The organism is Streptomyces sp. NBC_01214, assembly GCF_026340975.1.
In the GTDB taxonomy this organism is placed as follows: domain Bacteria; phylum Actinomycetota; class Actinomycetes; order Streptomycetales; family Streptomycetaceae; genus Streptomyces.
The window spans coordinates 2080742-2106790 of the sequence record NZ_JAPEOS010000001.1 but is presented as its reverse complement, the minus strand read 5'-3'; the positions used below and the strand labels follow the sequence as shown (position 1 = coordinate 2106790).

Here is a 26049-nt window from a genome sequence, read left to right as displayed (position 1 = left end):
GTTCCAGTCAGACGAAATGCTCACGCGGTCAGTCTGCCCCACCCGGACGGGCGGGCCGTCACCAACCCGCACAACCCACCCGACCTGCGGTGCAAACCTCGGTAACACGGGGTTCACACACGGGCAACGGAAGAGAAATCGCGGGCGGGCACGCTGCGGTCATCACCGCAGCGATGAAGCAGCGACCAGCAGCACCCGCAGAGTCTGAGGATGGGGCCCGTGAGCTACAAGGCTGAGTACATCTGGATCGACGGCACCGAGCCGACGGCGAAGCTTCGCTCCAAGACGAAGATCATCGGGGACGGCGACGCGCTGCCGATCTGGGGCTTCGACGGATCGAGCACGAACCAGGCCGAGGGCCACGCGTCCGACCGCGTGCTCAACCCGGTCTTCTCCTGCCCGGACCCGATCCGCGGCGGCGACAACGTCCTCGTCCTGTGCGAGGTCCTGAACATCGACATGACCCCGCACGAGTCGAACACCCGCGCGCTGCTGCGTCCGGTCGCCGAGAAGTTCGCGGCCCAGGAGCCGATCTTCGGCATCGAGCAGGAGTACACCTTCTTCGACGGCATCCGTCCGCTCGGCTTCCCGGTGGGCGGCTTCCCGGCCGCGCAGGGCGGCTACTACTGCGGTGTCGGCTCGGACGAGATCTTCGGCCGCGAGATCGTCGAGAAGCACCTGGACCACTGCCTCGCGGCGGGCCTGAGCATCTCCGGCATCAACGCCGAGGTCATGCCCGGCCAGTGGGAGTTCCAGGTTGGTCCGGTCGGTCCGCTGGAGGTCTCGGACCAGCTGTGGATCGCGCGCTGGCTGCTCTACCGCACCGCCGAGGACTTCAACGTCTCCGCGACGCTGAACCCGAAGCCGGTCAAGGGCGACTGGAACGGCGCGGGCGCGCACACCAACTTCTCCACGAAGGCGATGCGCGAGGACTACCGCGCGATCATCTCCGCGTGCGAGGCGCTGGGCGAGGGCAGCAAGCCGCTCGACCACGTGAAGAACTACGGCGCCGGCATCGACGAGCGTCTGACGGGTCTGCACGAGACCGCCCCCTGGAACGAGTTCAGCTACGGCGTCTCGGACCGCGGCGCCTCGGTCCGCATCCCGTGGCAGGTGGAGAAGGACGGCAAGGGCTACATCGAGGACCGCCGTCCGAACGCGAACGTGGACCCGTACGTGGTGACCCGCCTCATCACGGACACCTGCTGCGCGGGTCTGGAGAAGGACGGCCTGGTCTGACGACCAGCACCACCAGCACCACCAGAACCACCGGGCCCGCGCCCGGCCGATGACCACGGACAGCGCCCGCCGCGCCCCCACGGGGCCGGCGGGCGCTGTCAGTGGCGCGTGCGACGGTGTGGCCATGTTGGCGATCAAAATCCAGACGGAGCGCGGCGAGTCCTACGAACGCCCCCCGCTCGGCTTGTTGTCCGAACTCGTGGGGCGCATCGGCCCGGACGGGGACCGCTTCCTCGTCGTCGAGCGGATCGTGGAGGACCCGGACGTCTACGTACAGGTCTGGCACGACGCGGGCGGCGACTACCAGTTGGAGCACCGGGACGGGTCCGCGGAGCGGCACTTCCAGGCGTACCTGCCCACGGCGGCCGAGGTGGTGGAGGTCATGGCGCGCTGGGCCCGCCAGGAGGAGGCCTGGGACGTCGGGCCGGGGTGGCAGCGGCTGCGGCTCCCGTGAGGAGTTGGCTTTTGTCCGGGATTGACAGGGGCGCGGGCTCGGCATATGAGATTTCCATCCACGGGGTGAGACGGGGCCTGCCCCGGGGACATGACATCTGCTTGAATGGGGCCATGGCCAGCCATTCGCACACCTCGTCAGGTCGCAGCGACCTCGAGCCTTTCTGGCCGTCCCGTCAGGATCACGATTACGACCGGGAGTGTTGCCGCGCGAAGAACGCGCCGGCCCTCTAAAGCCTCCGGGACCACCCACCTGACCTTCCCCGAGGCCTTCGGTCTGCGCGGTATCGACATCGACGACGTACGCACGTCTCCTGCCGACCACTCCGCGTGAAAGAGCTGACCACTCATGGCGAACACCCGCTCCCTCTCCTCCGCCGCCACCGCTGCGACCTCTCCCCTGTCCTATCCGCCCAGTCCGCGCCACCGACTCCGGTCCGTTGACCGAGACGAAGTGGCCCGAGTCGTGGACCTCCTGCCGCCGGGGGCCACCTGGCTGCCCGCACCCCAGCACACCCTGCCGACGCTGCCGGGCCAGCCGCCGATGATCGGCTACCTGGTGCTCGTACCGGCCGACCAGCAGCCTCCGATCGCCTTCGCCCCGCAGGCCGTGGCCACCGCCGTCCCCTCGACTGCCGCCGCCCCGGCGCCCGCCGCGCCCGCTCCGGCCGGACCGGGCGACGGCCGGGTCCGGATCGACTCGGCGCAGCGCACCGCCGAAGTCGACGGCCGGGTGCTCGACCTGACGTACCTGGAGTTCGAGCTGCTGGCCCACCTGGTGCAGCACCCGCACCGGGTGCACAGCCGGGACCAGCTGGTCACCACGGTCTGGGGCTACGGGCACGTCGGCGACGGCCGGACCGTGGACGTCCACATCGCCCGTCTGCGCCGCAAGCTGGGCGCCTCCCACCGCGCGGCGATCCAGACGGTGCGCCGGGTCGGCTACAAGTACGCCCCCTGAAGTGCCGGTTGACCTGACGACAGTGGGCCCGTACTCCCCCTGGGGAGTACGGGCCCACCTCGTTCGTGACGGCCGGGAGGCCGTGCGGCTACGCGGCCTTGACCTTGGCCTTGCGGCCCGCGACGAAGCCCAGCAGGACGTCGACCGCGAGGAAGGCGACCAGGCTGATCCCGAGCAGCGGGACGAACCAGCCGGTCACGGCGGTCACCGCGGCCAGCGGCAGCAGCACGGTCACCGGCAGCTTGCGCCAGGCGCCGCGCGGCTGCGCCCGGCCGACGGACAGCTTGCGGTCCTTCGTCGGCCGGCGCAGCCACCACATGCGGTAGCCCCAGAAGACGAGGAACATGACGGCGACGGCGAGCGCGGCCAGCGCGATCTGGTTGACGAGCCCGAAGGTCGTGCCCATGTGCAGGTCGATGCCGAAGCGGGTCATCTTGGCGAGCAGCGGGTAGTCCGCGAAGCGCAGTTCGTCCATGACGCGGGCGTCCGCGGGGTCGACGGCGACCGAGTCCAGGTGCACCGGCACCAGCTTGTCCTGCTCCTTGATGACGTAACCCTTGCCCTTGGCGGGCAGGGTCACGCGGAGCGCCTCGGTGACGCCCGCGGCGCGGGCGGCGTCCACGGCCTTGTCGATGCCGACGTCGGTGGTGGGCGCGGGCGGCGGGGCCATCTGCGTGCCGTCGGGCATGGTGTGCCCGGCGTGCTCGTCGGATCCGGCGTCCGCCCCGGCGTTGAGCTGCGCGGAGACGGCGGGGGTGGCTCCGCCGAGGCTGTCCTGGAGCTCCCCGATGTTCTCGCCGGCGTACTTCGACCAGGTCAGACCGGTTGCGGAGAGGACGACGAGGCCGGCGACGGCCCACAGGCCGACGACTCCGTGCCAGGACAGGGTGCGGCGGCGGCCGGTGGCCCCCCGGTCCGGGAGGACCAGCTGCGACCTGCGCTTGCGGCGGCGGCCGATCCACAGGGCGAGTCCGCCGAGCGCGACCACCCACATCCAGCTCGCGGCGAGCTCGCTGTAGTTGCGGCCGAACTCGCCGAGCTGGAGGTTGGAGTGGAAGGTGCTCAGCCAGGCCCGCAGCGGCAGTGCGTCGCCGGCGGTGGCGAGCTGACCGCGCACCTCGGCCGTATACGGGTCGACGAAGACGGTGAGGGTCTCGCCCTCGGGGAGGCCCGGGCTCTCCATGATCACCCGGGTGGTGGCCTCGGTGTCGGGGGCGGGCCACACGGACACGACCTCGCCCTCGGGGGCGGCACCCTTGGCCGCGTCGACCTGGGCGCTGAGCGGCAGGACGCTCTCGCCGACGCGGGCGACGGTCAGTTCGTCGGAGTAGATGATCTTCTCGGCCTGCCAGGAGACGGCGTAGAGCAGCCCGGTGGCGGCGGCGAGGAAGATCACCGGGGCGATGAGCAGCCCCGCGTAGAAGTGCATGCGCAGGAGCAGCGGCCGTACGGCGGCCCAGCCGCCGCGGTTCTTGGCCGTCCCGGCCGGTTCGGCGTCCGGGGTGCGGACGTCTTGGGCCTCGTCAAGAGACATGGGGATCCTCAGTGTTGGCGAAGACATGGGGAGTCGAGCCCCGGGCCTCGCCGCTGCGCCGGGTCAGGCGTGGACGGGCCGGCCGGGGGCCGTGGGACGCGGGAGCGGAACGCGTCCGGGCGGCCCGCGGCGCACCACGGCGTGGGCGTGCACGGCTCCGCGCAGGCGGCGCGGCCGTTCGTACCGGGCGGGGAAGACGGGCGGGGCCGGTACGGCGGCCACCCGTGCCCGGACCAGGGCGAGCGCGCGGGCGAGCGGCCGGGCCGCGTGCAGCGCAGCCGTGGCCAGGACGCGGGCCAGCCGGAAGACGGCGGCCTCGCCGCGCGCGAGCCAGGCGGCGCAGAGCAGTCCGGCGAGCACGTGGGCGGCGATCATCGCGGCGCCGCCGTGACCGGCCATGCCGGCCATGCCGGTGGCGTCCGCCATGCCTGCGGCACCGGCCATGTGGGCCATGTCCGCCATGCCGGGGGCGTCGGGGGCCATCGCGCCCGCGTCCGCGGCCGACGCGGAGTGGTGGCCGTGCATCGTTGCGGGAGCGGCGAACTGCTGCGCGGCCGTGCTCCCCGAGAAGACCAGGTGCAGCACGCCCTGCACGGAGAGCACCGCGGCGGTGATGCCCACGGGGCCCCGCCGCCGCCCGGCGGCGAGCCATGCCAACCCGCAGGTCACCCCGAAAGCACCCAGAAGGCCGAAGAACGGAATGTCCGTTCCGGACATGGACGAATGCCCCATCGCGCCCAGGGCGACGCACATTGCCGCGAATATTGCGGCTCGCGTGGCGCGCATCGGCGCGAATGATTCGAACATGGCCGGGATATGTTCGCACGGGGCGCCTTGGTGCCCGCCAGAGGCTTATCGGATCATGAGTAGATGATTCCAGTTCCGTGGGGAGCGGTGTACGCCGGAGGGGTGCAGCTCGGGGCCTACGCCCTGGAGCGCACGGGGGCGCCCGAACGGGAGCGGCTGCTCCGGGGCTGCTCCACGAATGTCGAGAACCTTGCCGCCGGGCGCTGGGAGACGCTGCTGAGCAGCGCTTTCCTCGTCGAGGAGCCCATGCCCCTGCCCTACGCGCTGCTGCTCGTCGCGGTCCTCGGGTACGCCGAATACGCGTACGGAGCGTGGTGGGCGGCCTCGGTGTTCCTGTTCGGGCACGCCGCGGCGACCCTCCTCGTCTACGGCGCCCTGCGCGGGAACACCGATCAGGGGACGCGGCGCGCGGTGGACGTGGGGACGAGCTACGGGTTCAACGCCGTGCTCGGCTCGTTGACCTCGGCCCTGCCGCGCGGCGCCGTCCGCACGGCCGCGCGGATGGGGCTGCTGGCGCTCGCGGCGGCGCCCGTGGTCCGGCGCGGGCGGACCTTCACGGACGCCGGACACCTGGCCGCGCTCGGGGTGGGCATCGGAATCTCGCTGACCCTCGATTACCTTTCCGGGGCGAAACATCAGAAAATTACATGAACCACACCTCGCAGGAGCTGCCACGATGACCGCCACCCCGTCCACCACCGTCGCCAACCTCCGCGACCTCGGCGGCACCCCGCTCCCCGGCGGCCGCACCGTCCGCCCGGGCCTGGTCCTGCGCTCCGGCCAGCTCGACCGGCTCGACCTCGGCGCCGACCCGGTGGTGGCCGGGCTGGGCCTGCGTACCGTCATCGACTTCCGCACCGACGCCGAGCGCGCCGACCACCCGGACCGGATACCCGCCGGGGCCCGGCTCCTGGTCGGTGACGTCCTCGCCGACAAGCTGCACTCCGCCAGGCTGCCCGCCGCGGTGCAGCTCAAGGACCTGCTGTCCGACCCGGCCGTGGCCGAGGAGCACCTGGGCGGCGGGCGGGCGCAGGCGCTGTTCGCCGACACCTACCGGTCCTTCGTGAACTCCGGATCCGCGCAGGCCGCGTACCGGATGCTGCTCATCGAGGCCGCCGACGCCGACTCGGGCCCGCTGCTGTTCCACTGCACGGCCGGCAAGGACCGGACCGGCTGGGGCGCGACGGTCATCCTGGCGCTGCTGGGCGCGGACGACGAGACCCTGATGGCCGAATACCTGTCCGTCAATCCGGCGGTCAAGCAGGCCTTCGCCCCGATGATCGAGGGCTTCACGGCGGCCGGTGGCGACCCGGACATCGCGCTCGCGCTGATCGGCGTCTTCCCCTCCTATCTGCGGGCGGCGCTGGACGAGGTCGAGACGCGGTACGGCTCCATGGAGAAGTACGTGCGCGAGGGGCTCGGTGTCGCCGACGAGACGGTCGAGGCGCTGCGCGCCCGCCTGGTGGTCTGACCCCGAGCCCTGAGCCCTGAAGCCCGAGCCCCGGGCCCCGAGCCCCGGGCCGGGGACCGGGGCCGAGCCCTGGGCCGGGGGCCGGGACCGGGGGCCGGGACCGGTGACCATCCGACGATTCGCTCGTTCTGCTGAACGTGACTGCGCCGGATACCGCCACCCGCCCCGTTTCTCCCGTGCCGCCGGACGTCGAGCAGGCCGAGGCCGCCATCGTCGAGCACTACCCCCGGCTGGTGCGGCTCGCCTACCTGGTGCTGCCGCCCGCCCTCGGCCGCAACCGGCGGGTGCTCACCGCCCACTCGCTGGTCCAGCGGGCGCTGCCGCGCGGGCGGCGGGACTCGGCGGCGGCCGCGGCCGCCGTGCGGGGCGGGGTCCCGGGGCAGCGGGTCGGGGCGGAGGACTCCGGGTACGCGTACGTCCGGCTGCGCGTGCTGCGCGCCGCCCTGGAGGCGGGGATCCCGCTGACGTTCCGGGCGCTGCCGCGGCGCGCGCAGCTCCCGCCGGTGCTCCCCCAGGTGTGGGGGCTGCGGTTGTTCCCCCGCTCGGGCGGGGCCGAAGAGCTCGCCCTCGACCAGTGGTTGGCCACCCTCGACGGGCCGGGGCGGGCCGCCTGCGTACTGCGGGCCCTGGAACGGTTGTCGGAGCCCGAGGTGCTCCGGGTGCTCGACGAGGCCGGGGTGCCGGATCCGGCCGCCGCGGCCCGGGAGTCCGGGGATCCGGCGAACGACGCCCTGTTCGCCTCCCCCGAGTTCGACCCGTGCGTGCTCCAGGCCCGGCCCACCGACCTGCTGCGTCGGCGCCGTCTCGGGCGGGCCGCGCTGGCCGCCGGGGCTGCCCTCGCCGTGTGCGGGGCGCTGCTCGCGCTGCCCGGCGGGGGCTGGGGCTCGGACGGGGCCGCCGCCCCGCCGTACGCGCGCAACGCCGCGGCCGAGCAGGCCCTGGATCCCGCGAAGCTGGTCCGGGCCGCACCCACCCTCTGGCGCACGTCGTCCCGTACGGACTTCTCCACCTGGCCCGCCCGCGGCGACCGGATCGGGGACACGGAGCTGCTGCGCCGGGCGCTGGCCGTCTGGGCCCGGCCCGGTGCTTCGGTGGTCACCTCGGCCACGGCGGGCACGCCCGCCGGGCCGCCGATGGGGCCGGCGCAGCTGCTGTTCGCGGGCGCCGTGGACCAGGCCGTCGTGGTCCTGATGTACGACGGCCTGCGCGTGGTCCGGTACGCCGAACCGCGGACCGGGACCGCGGGCGCCGCCCTCGACTTCGCCCGGACCGACGGCGCCTCTGCGGAGACCGCCACCGCGCTGGTGCTCAGCCGGGTCGACGGCAACGTCCGCTATCTCACCGCGCCCTGGGTCACCGGCACGGCCCTGCGGGACCTGCTGAGGCCCGCCGCCCCCGTAGTGGCGCTGAAGCCGACCCCGGACGGGGTGACCCCGCCGGTGGCGGGCCCGGCCCCGGCGGGCAACTGCACGAGCTGGAACGCGCTGGCCCTGACGGGCGACAGCGCCACCCGGCTGATCACCGACCTCGGTGAACTGACCCCGGCCCGGCTGACGTCGGGTGCGCCGGGTGCCGAGCGCGACGTGACGGAGGCCGCGGAGCTCGCGGACTGGTCGAGGATCGCCTGTCTGCTGCCGGCGGTCCGTTCGCACGGGGTCCGTACGGTCAACGCGTGGACGTACGCGAAGCAGCCGCTGCCGGAGGGCGACGGGACGGCGGCCTGGCTCTGCACCCGGGCCGAGACCTGGCAGGGGGCGGCCGATCGGGTGCAGGCGCAGTTCCTGGCCCCGGGCGCCCCGATGGCGGCGCAGGCGGCCCGCTCGGAGGGTACGGCGGCCTGCGGGCCGCGGGAGCCGCGGGTGCTGGCGGGCGTGCTGTGGAAGTCGCGGGCCGGGCAGTGGTACGTGCTGGCGGCGGGCAGCGCGCAGTTCACCTCGCTGTCGGTGTCGGGCGGCGGGGTGAGCGGGGCGGCGGCCGGTAACCGGCTGGCGGTGAAGGCGCCCGCGGGCGCGCAGGTCGACCTGTCGGGCAAGTTGACGGACGGGACGCAGGCGGGGGTGTTGCGGTAGGACTTCGCGGGTGGGTGAAGCTTCAACCGTCATGAACGGTGGGGTAGTTGGCGGGATCCGGACATGACGGTCGCCGTCAACACATGGCATGATCGGGTTCCGGTTACCAAGCGGTAACCCTCAACACCCCTCCCCCACCTGAAGGTCACCCCACGTGCGCACGCTCGCCCGACGCCTCCTCATACCCGGCTTGACCGCCCTCGCCCTGACCGCCACCGGCTGCGGCTCGACCCCTCACACCGGTGCCGCCGAACCGGCCGCCCCCGCCGCCGTCACCCCCACGTCCTCCGACGGCACGTCGCAGCAGCTCGACGTGGCCGCGGCCCCGGAGGGAACGCCCACACCGGCGGCCGTGGCCCGGGCCGACGGGAAGGGCAAGACCGAGCAGTCCACGCTGAAGGTCGCCTCCTACGACAAGGGCAGCGGCCGGGCCGTCATCGCCAAGTCCGCTCCGGAGCCGAACCGTTCGCCCTCGCCCGGCAAGTCGTCCGGGACGGGCAAGGCCCCTGAAACCGGCAAGTCCCCCGAGGCCGGCAAGTCCCCCGACGCCGACAAGCCGGTCGCGGTGGGCGATGTCATCGCCAGCGCACCCGCCCCCGGCGCCCCGGCCGGACTGCTCGCCAAGGTCACCGAGGTCGTCGGCAAGACCGACAAGGGCACCGAGGTCAAGACCGCCTCCACCACGCTGGCCGCCGTCCTCGGCGACGACAAGGCCGACGGCAAGGTCCCCGTCGACCCGGCGGCGGTCACCGTCGAGCCCCTGACGAAGGGCGTCACCTTCTCCTGGGCCAAGGGCCCGGGCCTGACCTTCGGCCCCGAGGGCGCGAAGCTGCCGCTCGGCAACCTGCGGCTCGACGTCAACGCCTCCGTCGACACCGCCCCGGACGCCCCCGCCTCGGCCGGCGCCTCGGTGTCCGGGTTCGTCCAGCTCGCCCCGCAGGTCGAGTTCGCGTACGACGGCAGCACCGGCGGCGGCCCCGGCCCGCGCGGCGCCTTCCTCGGCATGAGCGGTGACTGGTCCTCGCAGTGGAAGCTCCAGGGCCGCGCCGCCGCGAGCACCGGAGCGCCCAAGCGGATCCCGTTCGCCAAGCTGCACAGCTCGCCCGTCATCCAGGTCGGCCCGGTGCCGGTCGTCGTCAACCTCGACCTGACCTGCTACATCCAGGTGGAGGCCGACGGCCGCGTGACCCTCGACGTCCAGCAGGACGTCAAGGGCGACTTCAAGGTCGGCGGCAGCTACGCCGCGGGCAAGGGCTGGACCCCGGTGAGCGCCTCGAACGTGAAGAGCACGCCGGTCAAGGCGAGCGTCACCGCCGCCGGAAAGGTCAAGGGCGCGCTCGGCGCCGAGGCCTCGGTCGGCCTCTACGGCGCCGTCGGCGTCAGCGCGGACTTCGCCCCGTACCTGCGCGGCGAGGGGGACATCAAGGCGACCGCGTCCAGCGACGGCAAGACCTCCCTCGACGGCGCCTGGGCGCTGTACGGCGGCTTCGACCTGAGCGGCAACCTCCAGCTCCAGCTGTCGCTGTTCGGCACGCCCGTCTTCGAGCGCCGGATCCCGCTGGGCACCCTGAACCGCGAGTGGGCGCTCACGACGGGCCACGTCGGGCGCTAGCTGTATTGACCCGCAGCGTTGTTGACTCGGCTGATGGGTGGGTGTCCGCCGAGTGCGGTGTGGCAGCGGTGGTGGTTGTAGGTGTGGAGGAAGTCTGCCAGGGCTGCTGTCCGCTCGGTGTTGCTGGTGTAGGGCCGGAGATAGGCCCACTCGTCCAGCAGGGTGCGGTTGAAGCGTTCGACCTTGCCGTTGGTCTGCGGCCGGTAGGGCCGGGTTCGTTTGTGGGTGATCCCGGCCTTGGTCAGGGTCTGGGTGAACAGCTTCGACTTGTAGCAGGAGCCGTTGTCGGTCAGGACGCGTTCGACGGTGATCGCGTGGTCGGCGAAGAATGCGTTCGCCCGCTCCCAGAAGCCGATGGCGGTCTCCTTGCGTTCGTCGGTCAGGACCTCGCTGTAGGCCAGGCGGGAGTGGTCGTCGACCGCGGAATGGACGTAGGAGTAGCCGATCACCGGTGTGTTGCTCTTGCGCTGGCCGGTGGTGGCCTGGCGGTTGCGGTCGCCGGCTGACCGGCCCACGACGCGCCATCCGCCGCCGTCGGGGATGTTGCCGAGCTTCTTGATGTCCACGTGGACCAGTTCACCGGGCCGGGTCCGCTCGTAGCGGCGGACCGGCTCGCCGGTGGGCCGGTCGAGCCAGGCCAGGCGGTTCAGGCGGTGCCGGACGAGGATCCGGTGCACTGTGGAGGCGGGCAGGCCCAGGATCGGGCCGATGCGGGCCGGGCCGAGCTTGCGGTCGGTCCGCAGCCGGCACACATGGTCCTCGACCGTGGCCGGGGTGCGGTGCGGCGTCGTGCGGGGCCTGCTGGAGCGGTCCGCAAGGCCCGCTTCGCCCTCGGCACGCCAGCGGCGGACCCACTTGTGGGCCGTGGGACGCGATATCCCCATCTCCGCGGCCACGTGCGCGACCGGACGCCCGGCCAGAACACGTTCGACCAGGATCCGCCTGCCGTGCACGGTCAGCCGGGCATTACGGTGGGACACGAAGACCTCCGTGTGTGGTGTGGAGCCTAGACACCTCCACCACACCGGAGGTCTTCGCCATGATCAAGACCCGACACCGTTAACAACGCTCGTGATCAATACAGCTAGCCCGCGCGGCCGTAGGCACCCCCACCCATCGGACATGCCACTGCCCGGGCGCGGACGCGCCCGGGCAGTGGCATGTCGTAGAAGTCCGCCGGGGGGCTTCTCCTCCCAGCTACCCATCAGTACATTGACGCTATGTCTAATACGCCGCTCGCGCCCGCCCCCGTGGCGTCGGAACACGTGGACCTGAGGCCCCGGAACGTGTCCTTCGGCTGGGAGGACACCCCGCTCCACTGGCTGCCCGGCGACCCCTTCTCCGGGCACATGATCAACGTGCTGCACCTGCTGCTCCCCGCCGGGGAGCGCTGGTTCGTACACGTCTACAAGCAGGTGCTCCCGTACATCGAGGACGAGCAACTGCGGGCGGACGTCGTCGGCTTCATCGGTCAGGAGGCCATGCACGCCACCGCGCACGACGACGTGCTCCCCCACCTCAAGCGGCTCGGGCTGGACCCGACCCCCTACACCGCGCAGGTGGACTGGCTGTTCGAGAAGCTCCTCGGCGACCGGACCCTGCCGCCGGGCCGGGCCCGCCACTGGTGGCTGATGGAACGGGTCGCGATGATCGCGGCGATCGAGCACTACACGGCGTTCCTGGGCGACTGGGTGCTGAACGCCGACGCGCTCGACCGGCGGGGCGCCGACCCCACCATGCTGGACCTGCTGCGCTGGCACGGGGCGGAGGAGGTCGAGCACCGCTCGGTGGCCTTCGACCTCTTCATGCACGTCGACGGCACCTATCGCCGCCGGGCCCGGACCTGGGCGACCGCCTTCTCGGCCCTGGTGTTCCTGTGGCAGCGCGGGGTGCGCTTCTTCATGGAGAACGACCCCCACCTGGTGGACGGCAAGGCCTCCTTCGGGAAGTTCTTCGTGGCCGGGCAGCAGGGGGTGCTCCCGTCGACGGGAGCGATGCTGAAGTCCGTCCCGAAGTACCTCTCCCGCAGCTACCACCCCTCGCAGGAGGGCTCGACGGCCCAGGCGGTGGCCTATCTCGCCACCTCTCCCGGTGCGAACGGCGGGGTACGGGCATGAGGCGCACCCTCGCGGTCACGGCGGCCCTGGGCGCGGCCTGGATGACCCGGCGCGCCCTGAAGCGCCGCATCGGCGACTCCCCGCTCTGGCCGCTGCCGGCCCTGGAGACGCCGGTCTCGGGCAACTCCCCGCGCCGCGCGCTGCGTGCGCTGATCGTCTCCCGTACGGAGCCCGCCCAGGGCGTGCTGCGGCTGACCCTGGAGTCACCGGACCTCCCGGCGTGGACCCCGGGCGCGCACGTGGACGTCACGCTGCCCTCGGGCCTGGTCCGCCAGTACTCGCTGTGCGGCGACCCGGCGGACGAGGGCCGGTACACGATCGCGATCCGGCTGGTCGAGGACGGCCGGGGCGGCTCCCGCGAAGCGCACGACCAGCTGGTCGAGGGCGCCGAGCTGGAGCTGCGCCCGCCGCGCAACCGCTTCGGGCTGGTCCCGGCGGCCTCGTACGTCTTCGTCGCGGGCGGCATCGGCATCACGCCGATCCTGCCGATGCTGCGGGCCGCCACGGCGGCGGGCGCCGACTGGACGCTCCTCTACGGGGGCCGCACCCTCGACTCGATGCCCTTCCTGGACGACCTCGCGCCCTACGGCGACCGGGTGTCGGTCTTCCCCGAGGACGAGACGGGCCTGCCCGACCTGGCCCCGGTGGCCGCTGCGGGGCCGGGCACGCTGGTCTACTGCTGCGGTCCGGAGCCGCTGATGGCCGCCGTCACGGAGGCGGCGGCGGATCCGATGGCGGTGCACCTGGAGCGGTTCGCCCCGGCGGGCGAGCCCGGTCCGGGGCGGGCCTTCACGGTCGAACTGCGCCGCTCGGGGCGGGTCGTCGAGGTGGCCGCGGACGAGAGCGCGCTGGCCGCGGTGCGCCGGGAGCTGCCGGACACCCCGTACTCCTGCGAGCAGGGATTCTGCGGGACCTGCCAACACCGGGTGCTGTCGGGCGGGGTGGACCACCGCGACGAGCTCCTCACGGACCAGGAGCGCGAGGACTCGATGCTGCTGTGCGTCTCCCGCGCGCAGGGCGACCGACTGGTCCTGGACCTGTGAACGCGCCCCAGTAGGGTGTTCCGCATGACAACCGGGGTGCGACGCAGGATGGGTGTCGAGGAGCGGCGGCAGCAGCTGATCGGGGTTGCCCTGGAGCTGTTCAGCCACCGCTCGCCCGACGATGTGTCGATCGACGAGATCGCGGCGGCCGCCGGGATATCCCGGCCGCTCGTCTACCACTACTTTCCGGGCAAGCTGAGCCTGTACGAGGCCGCGCTGCGGCGGGCCGCCGACGAGCTGGCGCTGCGGTTCGTGGAGCCCAGGGAGGGGCCGCTCGGGGCCCGCCTGCTGCGGGTGATGGGGCGGTTCTTCGATTTCGTCGACGACCACGGGCCGGGTTTCTCGGCGCTGATGCGCGGCGGTCCGGCCGTCGGCAGCAGCCGGACGAACGCGATGATCGACGAGGTCCGGCAGGCGGCGTACGAGCAGATCCTCACGCACCTGGGCGTCGGGCTGGAGCGCACGCCCGCGCGCCTGGAGCTCGTGGTGCGGTCCTGGGTGTCGCTCGCCGAGTCCACCGCGCTGATCTGGTTGGACGGGCGCCGGATCCCGCGGGGCGAACTGGAACTGCAGCTGGTGCACGACTTCGCCGCGCTGGCCGCCGTGAGCGCCGCGTACGACGCGGAGATGGCGGGGATCCTCGGGGGGATCCTGGCCGGCGAGCCCGCCGACGGGCCCTTCGGCGAGCTGGTCGGGCGGCTCGTCGCGCTGGTGCCGGACGGTGCGTCGGAGACCGTACCGGCCTAAGTGCCGGGCGGGGTGCGGAAGTCGCGCTGGATCCGCACCGAATCCGGGGTGTGGCGGCCGCCCATGATCATCGATAATGCCCGCGTGATCATTGACGACGAGATCCTGTTCCGGCCGGCCGAGGAGAAGGACGCCGGCACGCTGGTGCAGCTGTACGACCAGGCTGCCCGGTGGATGCGCAAGCACGGGATCGACCAGTGGAAGCCCGGCGACAAGGACGCCGCGCACTTCCGGTCGAAGATGCGCGAGGGCGAGGTGTGGCTCGCCGCCGACGCCGACGGGCGCGTGTGCGGGGCCTACGAGTTGTGGTGGTCCGACGAGGAGGCCTGGGGGGTCCAGCCGCCCGTGGCCGGCTACGTGCACCGGCTGATGGTGGCGCGCGAGGTGGCCCCCGCCGGGGCCGGGCGGCGCCTGCTCGAACACGCCGAGCGGCGGACCGCCCGGACCGGTCGGGAACGGGCGCGGCTGGACTGCGTCTCCACCAACCCCCGGCTGCTCGCGTACTACCGGGGTGCGGGCTACCGGGTGGTTGGGGAGCTCCCCAACAAGGAGGGGAAGGACGGCAGGACCTACGGGGTGATCCTGCTGGAGAAGCGGCTGGACCGGCTCAGCGCCGTGTGAAGACCGAGACGGTGCGGGCGGGGACGGTGAACTCTCCTGTCTTCGCGTCGTACGCGGACTGCTTGACGGTGGCGTCGGAGCCCGCGGCCTGGACCGGGTGCAGCCGGTAGCCGGTGCCGGCGAGGGCCGGGACGCGCTGGGCCTGGGTGGTGGGGGCCGCGTTGAAGACGACCACCAGGTCGCCCAGGGTCATGGTGATCACGCCCGGGGTCTCGTCCTTGCCCGAGAGGGGGAAGGCCAGCCGGGACTGGACCGCCTCGGTCGTGGCGAGGGCGAAGTCGGGCTCGGTGGTGCGGATCCGCAGCAGGTCGCGGTAGGCGGCCGAGGTGGCGCCGATGTCGGTGCAGGTGGGCGCCGCTCCCGTGAGCAGCGGTTTCGCGTAGAGCCACTTCGAGGCGTTGTCGGCGGCCGGGGGCAGCCCGCGGCCGAAGCCGTTGCCGTCCCGGCAGTCCCAGTGGATGGCGTTGAACCAGTCGCCGCTGTCGTAGGAGTTGCGGTCCAGGGACTTGGAGCGGAGCAGGTCCGTGCCCGCCTGGGAGAGGGCCGGGCCCTGCGAGAGGGTGGCCGTGGCCATGGCCAGGACCTGCGTGCGAGCCTGGTCGCGGGGGGCGGTGCCGGTCGGGAGCTTGTAGGTCAGGGCGTCGGCCAGGGATTCGTTGTCGTGGGCGTCGGCGTAGGCGAGGGCGTCACCGGGGGCGGCCGCGTAGCCGGCCGGGGCGCCGTTGTAGTCCAGTTCGGAGCCCTTGATGCGGCGGCCGGTGGTGTCGGTGAAGGCGTACGAGGCGAGGTTGCCGGAGAGCCCGACCTTGATCAGGTCCTGGGCGTGCAGGAGGCGGGCCTTCTGCTGCTCGGCGGTGCCGTTGGCGGGCGCGGCGTTCGGGGCGGTGAACAGGCCGGACGCGAAGCCCTGGACGCGCGGGTCCTCGTCGAAGGGGCCGCCGCCGCGGACGGCGTCACGGGCCCGGTCGGAGAAGGTGGCGATGCCGGTTCCGGCCATGTTCTTCTGCGTGGCCTGCACGAAGCGGGCGTCGTCGGCGATCTCGCCGAAGTTCCAGCCCTCCCCGTAGAGGACGATCTTCTTTCCGTCGACCCCGTCCTTGGCGACCGTCAGGGCGTCGAGGGCCGAGCGGACGGCCAGGATGTTGGCCTTCGGGTGGTGGCCCATCAGGTCGAAGCGGAAGCCGTCGACCTTGTACTCCTTGGCCCAGGTGACGATCGAGTCGACGACCAGGCGCCCCATCATGGCGTTCTCGGGGGCGGTGTTGGCGCAGCAGGTGGAGGTGGCGACGCTGCCGTCGGCCAGCAGGCGCTGGTAGTAGCCGGGGACGATGCGGTCCAGGACGGACTTGTCCGACTGGCCCGCGGCGACGGTGTGGTTGTAGACGACGTCCATCACCGTGCGCAGTCCGGACCCGTTCAGGGACTGGACCATCTTGCGGAACTCGACGGTGCGGGCCGTGCCGTTCGGGTCGCTCGCGTAGCTGCCCTCGGGGACGGTGTAGTGGAGCGGGTCGTAGCCCCAGTTGTACGCGTCCTTCGCGGCCGCTGCGGCCACGCACGCCTGCTGTTCCTGCGAGTCCGGGGCGTACACCGTGAGCTCGCAGGCGGGCTCGGTGCGGTCGGCGGCCTTCTCCGGGATGGTGCCGATGTCGAAGGCCGGCAGGAGGTGGACGTACGAGGTTCCGGCGGCGGCCAGGTCGCGCAGGTGCCGCATGCCCGCCGAGGCGGTGTCGGTGAAGGCCAGGTACTGGCCGGGGTGGGTGGTGGTGCGGTCCGCGACGGAGAAGTCACGGACGTGCAGCTCCTGGATCTGCGCGGAGGTGAAGGGGACGGGCGCGGGCTTGCGCAGGGTCTTCCAGCCGGGCGGGGCGAGCTTGGGGTCGGCCAGGTCGACGACCAGGCTGTGGACGGAGTCCGCGGTGAGGGCGGTGGAGTAGGGGTCGGTGACGAGGTTGCGGACCACCTGGCGGGTGCTCGGGGCCCAAACGGTCACGTCGTAGCGGTAGGGCTTGCCGGTCCAGGAGCGTTCGCCGCGCACCGACCAGACGCCGGTGGCGTCGTCGCGGCGCATGGGATGCGTGCGGCCGTCGAGTTCGAGGGAGACCTGCTGGGCGGTGGGGGCCCAGACGGAGAGGGTGGGGCGGCCGTCCTTGAAGACGGGGCCGAGGGAGGCGGTCGTCGCGTACAGGTCGTCGAGGACGCCGGCGAGCTGGACGCCGGTGGCGGCGAGGACCGCGCCGTTCGCGGCGCGGGCGCTCGCGACGAGCTGTCCGCGCAGGGCCTCGCGGACCCGGGCTCGGTCGCGCGGGTCGACGGTGTAGGCGCCGTACGCGGCCAGGTGCGGGAACTTCTGCTTCTGGGCGGCGGTGAGCTCGGCCTTGCCCAGCCGCAGCCACTGGGCGCGGCCGGTCAGGGTGCCGTTCTCGGCCTTGACGGCGCCTTCGCGGGAGGCGAGGAGCTGCACGGAGGCGGCCGTGGCGGGGGCGTTCCAGGCGAGGGTGTCGCGGTCGATCCAGACGGCCTGGGACTTGGTGAGGTCCAGGGCGGCGGCGGAGCCGGCGGGCTGCGGGAGGAGGTACTGCTCCTGGCCGCCCAGCATCCACACCTCGTGGCCGGTGGCCTTCAGGTCCAGGGACCGGTCGGTGGGCAGGTCCTTCTCGTCGCCCTTGTGGAGGATGTAGCTGAGGCTGGTGGCGCCGGGCGCGAGCGGAACCTCGTAGACCGCGCCGTAGGAGTCGGTGCGGGTGGGCAGCAGCGGCTTGGACCAGTCGGTGGGGTTCGCGGCTCCGGTCCAGACGTGCAGGCCCCAGCCGTCGTAGGCGCGGTCGGGGCGCTGGTAGTGCAGGACGGCCTTGGCCTGGTCCTGCGGCGGGTAGGCGGGGCGGTCGGTGCGGGCGGGTTCCTTGCCCTGCTCCAGCCAGATCTCGCCGGTCTTCGTCACGTCGATGGTGCGGTCGGCGGCGACGTCCTTGTTGCCGTCCTTGTCGATGACGAGGTAGCCGACGGAGGAGGCGCCGGGCTTGAGCTTGACGTACGCGAAGGCGCCGTAGGCGTCGCGGCCGGTGAAGTCGTGGCCGGCGGGCCAGGGCGTGGCTTCGCCTTCGGCTATGTCGCCCCAGGCGTACAGGCGCCAGTTGGTGTAGTCGCCGTCGGGGCGGTTGTAGTGGACGACGGCGTAGTCGCGTTGGGTGGCGGTGGGGATCTCGGCGGGCGGGGCCTGGCCGGTGGCGGAGGCGGCGAGGGCGCTCGCGGTGCGGCCGGCGGAGTCGACGACGACGGCCTTGTAGCGCAGGGCGGTACCGGCCGGGGTCTTGGCGTCGAGGTGCTGGGTGACCTTGTAGGGGGCGTGGTCGGCGGTGCCGAGGACCTGCCACTTCTCGTTGCCGGTCTGAGCGGCGAAGACGACGCGGTTCAGGCCGCCGCCGCTGACGTCGGCGGAGAGCTCGACGGTGCCGGTGGCGCCGGCGGCCGGGGCCTTCAGGGTCAGGGTGGGCTTGACGGTGGGCTTGGCGGCGGGGGTCACGGCCTGGAGAACCACGGAGCCGAGGGCGGGGACGGGCACGGTGAGCTTGCCGGCCGCCGAGGCGCGGATCAGCGCGGTGCCGCCGTAGAGGGTGCGGTACTGGGTGCCGGCGGGGGCGTCGAGCTCGACGGTGCGGGATGCGGCGCCGTTGTTGGCGGCGACCAGGTACTCGGTGCGGGTCTTGGTGTCGGTGCGGGCGAAGGCGTAGACCGAGCCGTCGGAGAAACGTTCACTCTGAACGCCGTCGCGTAGGGCCGGGTGCGCCTTCGTCAGCTTCGAGAGAGCACTGATCTGCTGGTAGAGCGGGTGCCCCGGATCGTAAGCATCGCTCGCGTGCGTGCGCGCCGTTCCGAGCTGGTCGTCATCCAGGTAGTCGGCGACCTGCGTGGCGAACAGCGGCTGCCGGGCGTCCTTGTCGCCGCCGGCCCCCGTGAAGCCCTGCTCGTCACCGGAGTAGATCACCGGGTTGCCCCGGGCGAAGAACATCAGCTCGTTGGCCAGCCGGTAGCGCTCCAACAGCTCCTGCTCGCCGGCCCCCGGCCGGTCCTGCTTGAGGAAGGTGGCGAAGCGGCCCATGTCGTGGTTGCCGAGGAAGGTCACCTGCTCGTAGGCGTTGGCCTTGCCGGAGGTGTACCGGTAGTCGTCACCGAGTACGGAGGCCAGCCGGCCGGCCGCCGCGCCCTGGGAGGCGTACGCGCGGATCGCGTCCTGGAGCGGGAAGTCGAGGGTGGCGTCGAGCTTGCCGCGGGTCACGTACGGGGAGGTGACGGCCGTGTCGGCGGAGTAGACCTCGCCGAACATGAAGAAGTCGTCACGGCCGCGCTTGGCCGCGTAGGAGTCGAGGGCGGTCGCCCACTGCGTCCAGAACTCGGTGTTGACGTGCTTGACCGTGTCGATCCGGAAGCCGTCTATCCGGAAGTCCCGCACCCACTTCTCGTAGATCTTCTCCATCCCGCTGACGACCTCGGGACGCTCGGTCCACAGGTCGTCGAGACCGAAGAAGTCGCCCTGGTCGGAGGACTCGCCCGCGAAGGTGGAGTCCCCGCGGTTGTGGTACATCGTCGGGTCGTTGAGCCAGCCCGGCACCTTGAGGTTCTTCTTCGCGTCCGGCACGAAGGGCGTCCTGGGGAAGGACCCGCCGTCCACCTTCGGGAACTTCCCCTTCCCGTCCGCGTAGTCCTTGTCGTCGAACGGCACTCCGTCCTTGGTCAGGTACGGGAACGCCCCCTTCGACAGGTACGAGTACGACGCCTCCCGGTAGTCCACGACGTCGGCGGTGTGGTTGGTGATGACGTCGAAGAAGACCTTCATCCCCTTCCCGTGCGCCTTGTCGATCAGCCGCTCCAGGTCTGCGTTCGTCCCGAAGTGCGGGTCGACCTGCGTGAAGTCGGTGATCCAGTAGCCGTGGTAGCCGGCGGAGACGTCGGCCCCCTTGCCCTGCACCGGCTGGTTCTTGAAGATCGGCGCCAGCCAGATGGCCGTGGTGCCGAGCCCCTTGATGTAGTCGAGCCGGTCGGTGAGCCCCTTGAGGTCACCGCCCTGGTAGAAGCCCTTGTCCGTGGGGTCCAGGCCGGTCTCCAGGCGCGAGCCGGTCAGGCCGCCCCGGTCGTTGCCCGGGTCGCCGTTCGCGAACCGGTCCGGGAGCACGAAGTAGAACTGCTCCCGGGTCAGGTCGTGCCGGGCCGGTTCGGCGGCCAGTTTCGCGTCCGGGGGCGGGGCGGGCGGCCCGCTGGTCGCGGCCGCGGCGGGGAGGGCGGGCAGGAACGTCACGGCCAGGGCGGCGGCGAGCACTCCTGCGGCAGGGCGTATCAAGGCAGGTCTCCTTGTGTACGTGTCGCATGGATGAGGGCCGCCCGGCCGGGGGGTCCCCCCGGACGGAGTCTGGGGGATAGGGATGGTGGTGCCGGACGGCCCTGGTCTGTGGAGCGGCGGCTCAGTTGCGCCAGGTGTCGGCCAGCGTGACCTTGCCGCTCGCGGGGACGGTGGCGGTGCGGTTGGCTCCGCTCTCCCAGGTGACGTTCCCGGCAGCGTCCTTGCGGAGGTACTTGTACGAGAACGCGGTCCCGGCCGGGAGCGTCACGTCGAGCTTCCAGACCGGGTACGCGGCCGGGTCGAGCTTCAGCGCGCCACCGGTGTTCCAGCTGCCGAGCTCGGCGCGGTCACCGGTGACGTAGACGTTCTGCCCGAAAGCGGTGGTGGCGCCCACGCCGAAGGAGGCCCCGGCGGAGCCGGCCGGGGTACCGGAGCAGGTGCGGGCCCCGGCGTGCAGCGCGAGGGCCGTCCCGGGGGCGACCGTGGCGGTGAACTGCCCGCCCGAACCGACGGAGACCGTCCGCCCGCTCTGCACGTCGCAGTAGTCGCCGCCCGGCAGCGAGGTCTGGAAGCTCCGGGTCAGGGCGGAGCCCTCGTGGTTGATCACCACGTACGCCTTGGTGCCGCGCCCGAAGGCGATCTGGTCACCGCCGTTGTCCCACCAGTTGCCGACGGACTGGCCGCGGGCGGCGTTGCGGAACCCGACCATGGAGGAGATCTCCCGCCAGGCGTGCTGGCACTTCCAGCCGTCGGAGTAACAGGCGTTCACCGCGCCCCCGCCCGGCGGACCGGCGTCCTTGTCGCTCCACTCGTAGCCGGAGTGCACGTCGGGCGAGCCGTACGGCCAGGCCAGCGCGAAGACGTTGGCCAGCGTGTAGGCGGACCCGTCCTTGTAGCTGAGGGTGTCGCCGCCCCGCTCGGTGTCGTGGTTGTCGACGAAGACCCCGGCCTGCCCGCTGGGCATGTACCCCCAGGCCTCGCCGAAGTTCTTCAGGTAGGCGAGGTTCTCGTTCTGGAAGACCCGCTTGAGGTCCCGGGCGTACCGGAACTCCTGCACGTCCCCGTTCCCGAGGTACTCGCTCGGCGAGACGGCCTCGCCGGCCCCGTATATCGCCTCCTGCTTCCAGTACGCGCCGGGCTTGGTGAGCCGGGACTTGATGTTGGCGAGGTCGGCGGCGGGCATGTGCTTGGCGGCGTCGATCCGGAGGCCGTCCACGCCCAGCGACAACAGGTCGTTCAGGTACTCGGCGATGCGCCCGCGCACGTAGTCCTCACCGGTGTCCAGGTCGGCGAGCTGCACGAGCTCGCAGTTCTGGACGTTGCCCCGGTCCTGGTAGTTCGAGATCGAGGCCCGGCAGTCGTCCATGTCGGCGCCCGAGTAGAGCCCCGGGTACCCGTACTTCGTGTACGAAGACCCGCCGGTCCCGGTGAAGGTGGCGCCGGCGTCCGCCGGTCCGGCCATGTGGTTGATGACGGAGTCGGCGACGACCTTCACACCGGCGGCGTGACAGGTGTCGACCATGGCCTTGAAGGCGGCCCGGTCCCCGAGCCGCCCGGCGATCTTGTAACTGACGGGCTGGTACGAGGTCCACCACTGGCTGCCCTGCACGTGCTCCTGCGGCGGCGAGACCTGCACGTACCCGTACCCGGCCGGCCCGAGGGAGTCGGTGCAGGCCTTGGCGACGGAGTCGAAGCGCCACTCGAACAGGACGGCGGTGACGTCCTTCTCGCCGGGGGGCGCGGCAACGGCCTGCGGCCCGAGGCCCGTGAGGGTGGCCGCGGCAAGTGCGGTGGTGGCGCAAAAAGTTGCAGCTCTGGCAGGCATGCGGGAGGCCTCCTGGCGGAAGACGTGGGGATTGGAGCGACCGTAGGGGCCAGGTAGGAGCCCTGCAAGAGTTTGCGCAAGAGATTGCAGAATTGTTTCCGAGGCGTGTCCTCCTGGGTGGACCCCTGGACTCCGGTCCCGACGAGGGGAGTTCACCCCCGGGAACCCGACCGCGTCAAACGCAACGAAGCGATCTGCGCGTACACCAACCACGAGCGCTCGTCCCTGCTCTGGTACCACGACCACGGCATGGGGATGACCAGCATCAACGTCTACGCGGGTCTGGCCGGCCTGTACCTCGTCCGCGACCCCGCCGACGAGCGGCTCGGGCTGCCGCAGGGCGAGTTCGAGGTCCCCCTCATCCTTCAGGACCGGACCTTCCACCCGGACGGAAGACTCGCCTACACCATGACCCAGCAGGAGGGCGAGGACACCCCGGTCGTCAACGGCAAGGCGTACCCCTTCCTGGCCGTCGAGCCGCGGCGCTACCGGCTGCGCATCCTCAACGCCTCGAACGAGCGCTTCTGGCGGCTGAGGATCGACCCGCCCAGGGACGTGGTGCTCCAGCCCAACCTTCCGTTCTGGCTGATCGGCACCGACGGCGGCTTCCGCGCCCCGCTCCAGATGCTGAACTTCCTGATCGGGCCCGCCGAACGCTACGACCTGATCGTCGACTTCAGCGGGATGCCCATGGGCTCGAAGTTCACGTTGACGAACTACCACGCACCGGTGCACTACCCCGGTGTGCCCGGCCTGGGGCCGCAGATCTCGGAAGTCATGCAGTTCCAGGTCACCAAACCGCTGTCCGGTGCGGACAGGACCACGCCGCCCAAGCAGCTGAAGCTACCCGCGGTCGCGCCCCTCGTACCGGAACCGCAGATCCACCGGCGGGAATGGGTCGTGTACCAGCACAAGCTCTTCAGCACCATGACGTTCAACGCGGTGCCCTTCATGGAGCCGTCCCAGGACTTCATCAAGGCGGGCGCGAAGGAAATCTGGGAGTACGTCAATCCCAACCACGACGCGCACCCGATGCACGTCCACCTCGTCAATTTCCAGGTGCTGAACAGGCAGCCCATCGACGCGGCCGCCTACCAGGCGGATTACGAGAAGTGGATCGACGGCGGCCGCAAGGCGTCGGACAAGCCGGTGCTGGCGCACTACTTCACCGGCCCGCCGATCCCGCCGGACCCGGACGAAGCACTGTCCTACAAGGACACCTTCAAGTCCTATCCGGAGACGGTGACCAGGATCATCACCGACCCCTGGAGCCCGCCGATGGAACCGATCGCGGGGATCGCGAACAGCGGGACCGAACTCCCGGCGACGTACGTCCACCATTGCCACCTCCTCGAACACGAGGACGATGACCTGATGCGCCCGTTCACGATCGTCGACCCCGCGGCCCCCCTCCCCGTCGACCAGGACGGCGGCCATGGTGGTGGCCACGGCGCAGGCCACGGCCACGGCCGCTGACGGCACCGCTCGGCGGTTGGACCCCGGGCGGGGCGGAACAGGCCCGCGCCGCCCCGCCCGGGAGGATCACGGCACCTGGGCCGTCGAGCCCCGGACCACCAGTTCGGGTTGGAAGATGTACTCCGTGCGCTGGACCGGGGTGCCCGACACCGCCTCCAGGAGGGCGCCCACCGCCGCCGTCGCCATCGCACGCACCGGCTGGCGGACCGTCGTCAGCGGCGGGTCCGTGAACGGGATCAGCGGGGAGTCGTCGAAGCCGACCACTGACACGTCCTGCGGCACCCGCAGCCCGCGCTCGCGCGCCGCCCGGATGACGCCGAGCGCCATCGGGTCGCTGCCGCACACGATGCCCGTGCAGCCGCGGTCCAGCAGGGCGATGCCCGCAGCGTGTCCGCCCTCCACCGTGAAGAGCGTGCGCTGGATCAGCCCGTCCGCCTCCGCCTCCGGCAGCGCCGCGAGGAAGCCCTGCTCCTTGCGGGCCGACGGCACGTACCGCGTCGGCCCGATCGCGAGCCCGATCCTGCGGTGCCCGAGGTCCTGTAGGTGCCGCACGGCGATGTCCGCCGCCGCCCGGTCGTCCGGGGAGATGAACGGGGCGTTCACCTGCTCGTTGAAGCCGTTGATCAGGACGAACGGCACCCCGCGCGCTGCCAGTCGCTGGTAGCGCGCCGGGTCCGCGTGGGCGTCCGCGTGCAGGCCCGACAGGAAGACGATCCCGGTGACCCCGCGCTCCTCCAGCTGTTCCACCAGTTCGTCCTCGGTGGCCCCGCCGGGGGTCTGCGTGCACAGCACCGGCGTGTACCCGTGCCCCGCCAGCGCCTGCTCTATCACCTGCGCGAACGCCGGGAAGATCGGGTTGGTGAGCTCCGGGATCAGCAGCCCGACCAGCCCGTTGCTGCGCCGTTTGAGCCGGACGGGCCGCTCGTAGCCCAGCAGGTCGAGCGCGGCCAGCACCTTGTGCCGGGTGCCGGCCGCCACGCCCGGTTTCCCGTTGAGCACGCGGCTGACGGTCGCCTCGCTGACCTGGGCCTGCGCGGCGATGTCCGTCAGCCGAAGGGGGGAGGTCACCCCGACGTCACCTGCCACCACACCGTGGTGTCGGCCGGCAGCACGCCGTCCTCGACCGTCGCGCCGCTGGACAGCAGGGCCTCGCCGGTGACGGGGAACCGTACCGCCGTGCCGGTGGTGTTGGCGGCGCAGAGGAAGTCCCCCCGGCGGAAGACCAGGACGCCCTCGGGAGCCTCCTGCCAGTCCACCGACTCGCCGTCGCCCAGGTCCGGGCGCTCGCGGCGCAGCCGCAGGGCGGACCGGTACAGCTCCAGGGTGGAGGACGGGTCGCCGGTCTGCGCCTCCACGCTCAGGTCCGCCCAGGAGTCCGGCTGCGGGAGCCAGCTGCCGCCGGTGCCGAAGCCGTACGGGGCCTCGGTGCCCGACCACGGGATGGGGACCCGGCAGCCGTCGCGGAAGCCGTCCTGGCCCGCCGCGCGGGAGAACGACGGGTCCTGGCGGACCTCGTCCGGCAGGTCGGTGACGTCGGGCAGGCCGAGCTCCTCGCCCTGGTAGACGTACGCCGAACCGGGCAGTGCCAGCATCAGCAGGATCGCCGCGCGGGCCCGCCGCAGACCCAGCTCGCGGTCGCCGGGCTCGCGCAGCTGGGTGCCGAGGCCGGCGGGGTTGGCGAAGCGGGTGGCGTGCCGGGTGACGTCGTGGTTGGACAGCACCCAGGTGGTGGGGGCGCCGACGGTGCGCATGGCGGCCAGCGAGCCGTCGATGACCTCGCGGAGCGCCGTCGCCTCCCAGTCGCTGGTCAGGTACTGGAAGTTGAACGCCTGGTGCATCTCGTCGGGGCGGACGTAGAGGGCCGTGCGCTCGACGGTCGGGGTCCATGCCTCGGCGACCAGCACGCGGTCGCCCTCGTACTCGTCGAGGATCCGGCGCCAGGAGCGGTATATCTCGTGGACGCCGTCCTGGTCGAAGAAGGGCATGACGTCGTTGCCGAGCAGCTTGAGCTGGTCCTTGGCACCGAGGTCGGGCAGGCCGGGCGCCTTGACCAGGCCGTGGGCGACGTCGACGCGGAAGCCGTCGGCGCCGAGGTCGAGCCAGAAGCGCAAGATGGAGCGGAACTCGTCCTGGACGGCGGGGTGCTCCCAGTTGAAGTCGGGCTGCTCGGGGGCGAAGAGGTGCAGGTACCACTCGCCGTCCGCGACCCGGGTCCAGGCCGGGCCGCCGAAGATCGACTCCCAGTCGTTCGGGGGCTCCGCGCCGTCCGCGCCGCGGCCCGGGCGGAAGTGGAAGCGCTCGCGCAGCGGGGTGCCGGGGCCTTCCCGCAGCGCCTGCTTGAACCATTCGTGCTGGTCGGAGCAGTGGTTGGGGACGAGGTCCACGATGATGCGCAGGCCCAGTTCGTGGGCTTCGCGGATCACGGCGTCGGCGTCGTGCAGGGTGCCGAACATGGGGTCGATGGCCCGGTAGTCGGCGACGTCGTAGCCGGCGTCGGCCTGCGGGGAGGCGTAGAAGGGGCTGAGCCAGACGGCGTCGACGCCCAGCTCCTTCAGGTAGGGCAGGCGGCTGCGGATGCCTTCGAGGTCCCCCATGCCGTCCCCGTTGGAGTCGGCGAAGCTGCGCGGATAGACCTGGTAGATCACCGCTTCTCTCCACCAGCCGGGCTGCGTGCCGGTGGAGGTGGGGAGCGCGTCGGCGAGGTGCTGGGTCATGGTGTCCTTGGAGAGGTCGGGCCGG

19 protein-coding genes are annotated in these 26049 nt (G+C 72.1%); 12 read left to right on the top strand and 7 right to left on the bottom strand.

Going from position 1 to position 26049, the window contains the following annotated elements:
- The first annotated feature begins 219 nt into the window (after window positions 1-219).
- The 3 genes from glnII to OG594_RS10135 all read left to right on the top strand — a co-directional run bounded on the left by glnII (window position 220) and on the right by OG594_RS10135 (window position 2653).
- Window positions 220-1239, top strand: a complete 1020-nt coding sequence (glnII, locus tag OG594_RS10145) for a glutamine synthetase (RefSeq protein ID WP_266597371.1) — start codon at window positions 220-222, stop codon at window positions 1237-1239.
- A gap of 124 nt (window positions 1240-1363) precedes the next feature.
- Window positions 1364-1693: a hypothetical protein gene (locus tag OG594_RS10140; RefSeq protein WP_266597369.1), complete on the top strand. Its 330-nt coding sequence runs from the start codon at window positions 1364-1366 to the stop codon at window positions 1691-1693.
- Window positions 1694-2041: 348 nt separating this feature from the next.
- Window positions 2042-2653, top strand: a complete 612-nt coding sequence (locus tag OG594_RS10135) for a winged helix-turn-helix domain-containing protein (RefSeq protein WP_266597367.1) — start codon at window positions 2042-2044, stop codon at window positions 2651-2653.
- Window positions 2654-2741: 88 nt separating this feature from the next.
- Here the strand turns inward: OG594_RS10135 and OG594_RS10130 are convergent, their stop codons facing one another.
- Both OG594_RS10130 and OG594_RS10125 read right to left on the bottom strand, forming a co-directional pair.
- A complete protein-coding gene (locus OG594_RS10130; protein ID WP_266597365.1) occupies window positions 2742-4187 on the bottom strand; it encodes a PepSY domain-containing protein in 1446 nt (481 codons plus the stop codon).
- Between the two features lie 63 nt (window positions 4188-4250).
- The gene (locus OG594_RS10125; RefSeq protein ID WP_266597363.1) at window positions 4251-4973 is read right to left on the bottom strand and encodes a hypothetical protein; all 723 of its coding nucleotides are present in this window, start codon (window positions 4971-4973) and stop codon (window positions 4251-4253) included.
- An 84-nt stretch (window positions 4974-5057) separates the two neighbouring features.
- On the opposite strand from OG594_RS10125, the gene OG594_RS10120 reads away from it, so the two are divergent.
- The 4 genes from OG594_RS10120 (at window position 5058) to OG594_RS10105 (ending at window position 10146) form a co-directional block, all read left to right on the top strand.
- Complete coding sequence (locus tag OG594_RS10120) at window positions 5058-5645, top strand: rhomboid-like protein (RefSeq protein ID WP_266597361.1); 588 nt, start codon at window positions 5058-5060, stop codon at window positions 5643-5645.
- 25 nt (window positions 5646-5670) lie between these two features.
- Window positions 5671-6465: a tyrosine-protein phosphatase gene (locus OG594_RS10115; RefSeq protein WP_266597359.1), complete on the top strand. Its 795-nt coding sequence runs from the start codon at window positions 5671-5673 to the stop codon at window positions 6463-6465.
- A gap of 128 nt (window positions 6466-6593) precedes the next feature.
- Window positions 6594-8534 carry a hypothetical protein gene (locus tag OG594_RS10110; protein WP_266602761.1) on the top strand — a complete coding sequence of 647 codons (1941 nt, stop codon included), beginning with the start codon at window positions 6594-6596 and terminating at the stop codon, window positions 8532-8534.
- 154 nt (window positions 8535-8688) lie between these two features.
- A complete protein-coding gene (locus tag OG594_RS10105; protein WP_266597357.1) occupies window positions 8689-10146 on the top strand; it encodes a hypothetical protein in 1458 nt (485 codons plus the stop codon).
- On the opposite strand, the gene OG594_RS10100 is transcribed toward OG594_RS10105, so the two are convergent.
- The gene (locus tag OG594_RS10100; RefSeq protein ID WP_266597355.1) at window positions 10143-11126 is read right to left on the bottom strand and encodes an IS481 family transposase; all 984 of its coding nucleotides are present in this window, start codon (window positions 11124-11126) and stop codon (window positions 10143-10145) included. The two genes, OG594_RS10105 and OG594_RS10100, sit on opposite strands and share 4 nt — an antisense overlap.
- Before the next feature lie 240 nt (window positions 11127-11366).
- Here OG594_RS10100 and OG594_RS10095 point away from each other — a divergent pair, with 240 nt between their 5' ends.
- The 4 genes from OG594_RS10095 to OG594_RS10080 all read left to right on the top strand — a co-directional run bounded on the left by OG594_RS10095 (window position 11367) and on the right by OG594_RS10080 (window position 14674).
- Window positions 11367-12263, top strand: coding sequence for a metal-dependent hydrolase (locus OG594_RS10095; protein WP_266597353.1), 897 nt, complete (start codon window positions 11367-11369; stop codon window positions 12261-12263).
- Window positions 12260-13306, top strand: coding sequence for a PDR/VanB family oxidoreductase (locus OG594_RS10090; RefSeq protein WP_266597351.1), 1047 nt, complete (start codon window positions 12260-12262; stop codon window positions 13304-13306). Before OG594_RS10095 ends, OG594_RS10090 begins: the two co-directional genes overlap by 4 nt.
- Before the next feature lie 24 nt (window positions 13307-13330).
- Window positions 13331-14053, top strand: coding sequence for a TetR/AcrR family transcriptional regulator (locus OG594_RS10085; protein WP_266597349.1), 723 nt, complete (start codon window positions 13331-13333; stop codon window positions 14051-14053).
- An 84-nt stretch (window positions 14054-14137) separates the two neighbouring features.
- Window positions 14138-14674, top strand: coding sequence for a GNAT family N-acetyltransferase (locus OG594_RS10080; RefSeq protein WP_030009449.1), 537 nt, complete (start codon window positions 14138-14140; stop codon window positions 14672-14674).
- Here the strand turns inward: OG594_RS10080 and pulA are convergent.
- Entirely contained in the window at window positions 14661-19967 is a 5307-nt protein-coding gene (gene pulA, locus OG594_RS10075) for a pullulanase-type alpha-1,6-glucosidase (protein ID WP_266602759.1), read from the bottom strand. The genes OG594_RS10080 and pulA overlap by 14 nt on opposite strands.
- 163 nt (window positions 19968-20130) lie before the next feature.
- The gene (locus OG594_RS10070; protein WP_266597347.1) at window positions 20131-21834 is read right to left on the bottom strand and encodes a carbohydrate-binding module family 20 domain-containing protein; all 1704 of its coding nucleotides are present in this window, start codon (window positions 21832-21834) and stop codon (window positions 20131-20133) included.
- Between the two features lie 105 nt (window positions 21835-21939).
- On the opposite strand from OG594_RS10070, the gene OG594_RS10065 reads away from it, so the two are divergent.
- On the top strand, window positions 21940-23310 hold the full coding sequence (locus tag OG594_RS10065) for a multicopper oxidase family protein (protein WP_266597345.1): 1371 nt from the start codon (window positions 21940-21942) through the stop codon (window positions 23308-23310).
- A gap of 66 nt (window positions 23311-23376) precedes the next feature.
- Here the strand turns inward: OG594_RS10065 and OG594_RS10060 are convergent, their stop codons facing one another.
- Together OG594_RS10060 and OG594_RS10055 are read right to left on the bottom strand one after the other, a co-directional pair.
- Window positions 23377-24378: a LacI family DNA-binding transcriptional regulator gene (locus tag OG594_RS10060; RefSeq protein ID WP_266597343.1), complete on the bottom strand. Its 1002-nt coding sequence runs from the start codon at window positions 24376-24378 to the stop codon at window positions 23377-23379.
- Window positions 24375-26024: a glycoside hydrolase family 13 protein gene (locus tag OG594_RS10055; protein WP_266597341.1), complete on the bottom strand. Its 1650-nt coding sequence runs from the start codon at window positions 26022-26024 to the stop codon at window positions 24375-24377. The genes OG594_RS10060 and OG594_RS10055 overlap by 4 nt, the downstream gene beginning before the upstream one ends.
- Window positions 26025-26049: the final 25 nt, after the last annotated feature.

What these genes read in the sequence shown, in the direction of transcription:
- OG594_RS10140 (WP_266597369.1), top strand. Translation starts at nt 1,364, where the DNA reads ATGTTGGCGATCAAAATCCAGACGGAGCGCGGCGAGTCCTACGAACGC.
- OG594_RS10135 (WP_266597367.1), top strand. Translation starts at nt 2,042, where the DNA reads ATGGCGAACACCCGCTCCCTCTCCTCCGCCGCCACCGCTGCGACCTCT.
- OG594_RS10130 (WP_266597365.1), bottom strand. Translation starts at nt 4,187, where the DNA reads ATGTCTCTTGACGAGGCCCAAGACGTCCGCACCCCGGACGCCGAACCG.
- OG594_RS10125 (WP_266597363.1), bottom strand. Translation starts at nt 4,973, where the DNA reads ATGCGCGCCACGCGAGCCGCAATATTCGCGGCAATGTGCGTCGCCCTG.
- OG594_RS10120 (WP_266597361.1), top strand. Translation starts at nt 5,058, where the DNA reads ATGATTCCAGTTCCGTGGGGAGCGGTGTACGCCGGAGGGGTGCAGCTC.
- OG594_RS10115 (WP_266597359.1), top strand. Translation starts at nt 5,671, where the DNA reads ATGACCGCCACCCCGTCCACCACCGTCGCCAACCTCCGCGACCTCGGC.
- OG594_RS10095 (WP_266597353.1), top strand. Translation starts at nt 11,367, where the DNA reads ATGTCTAATACGCCGCTCGCGCCCGCCCCCGTGGCGTCGGAACACGTG.
- OG594_RS10090 (WP_266597351.1), top strand. Translation starts at nt 12,260, where the DNA reads ATGAGGCGCACCCTCGCGGTCACGGCGGCCCTGGGCGCGGCCTGGATG.
- OG594_RS10085 (WP_266597349.1), top strand. Translation starts at nt 13,331, where the DNA reads ATGACAACCGGGGTGCGACGCAGGATGGGTGTCGAGGAGCGGCGGCAG.
- OG594_RS10070 (WP_266597347.1), bottom strand. Translation starts at nt 21,834, where the DNA reads ATGCCTGCCAGAGCTGCAACTTTTTGCGCCACCACCGCACTTGCCGCG.
- OG594_RS10055 (WP_266597341.1), bottom strand. Translation starts at nt 26,024, where the DNA reads ATGACCCAGCACCTCGCCGACGCGCTCCCCACCTCCACCGGCACGCAG.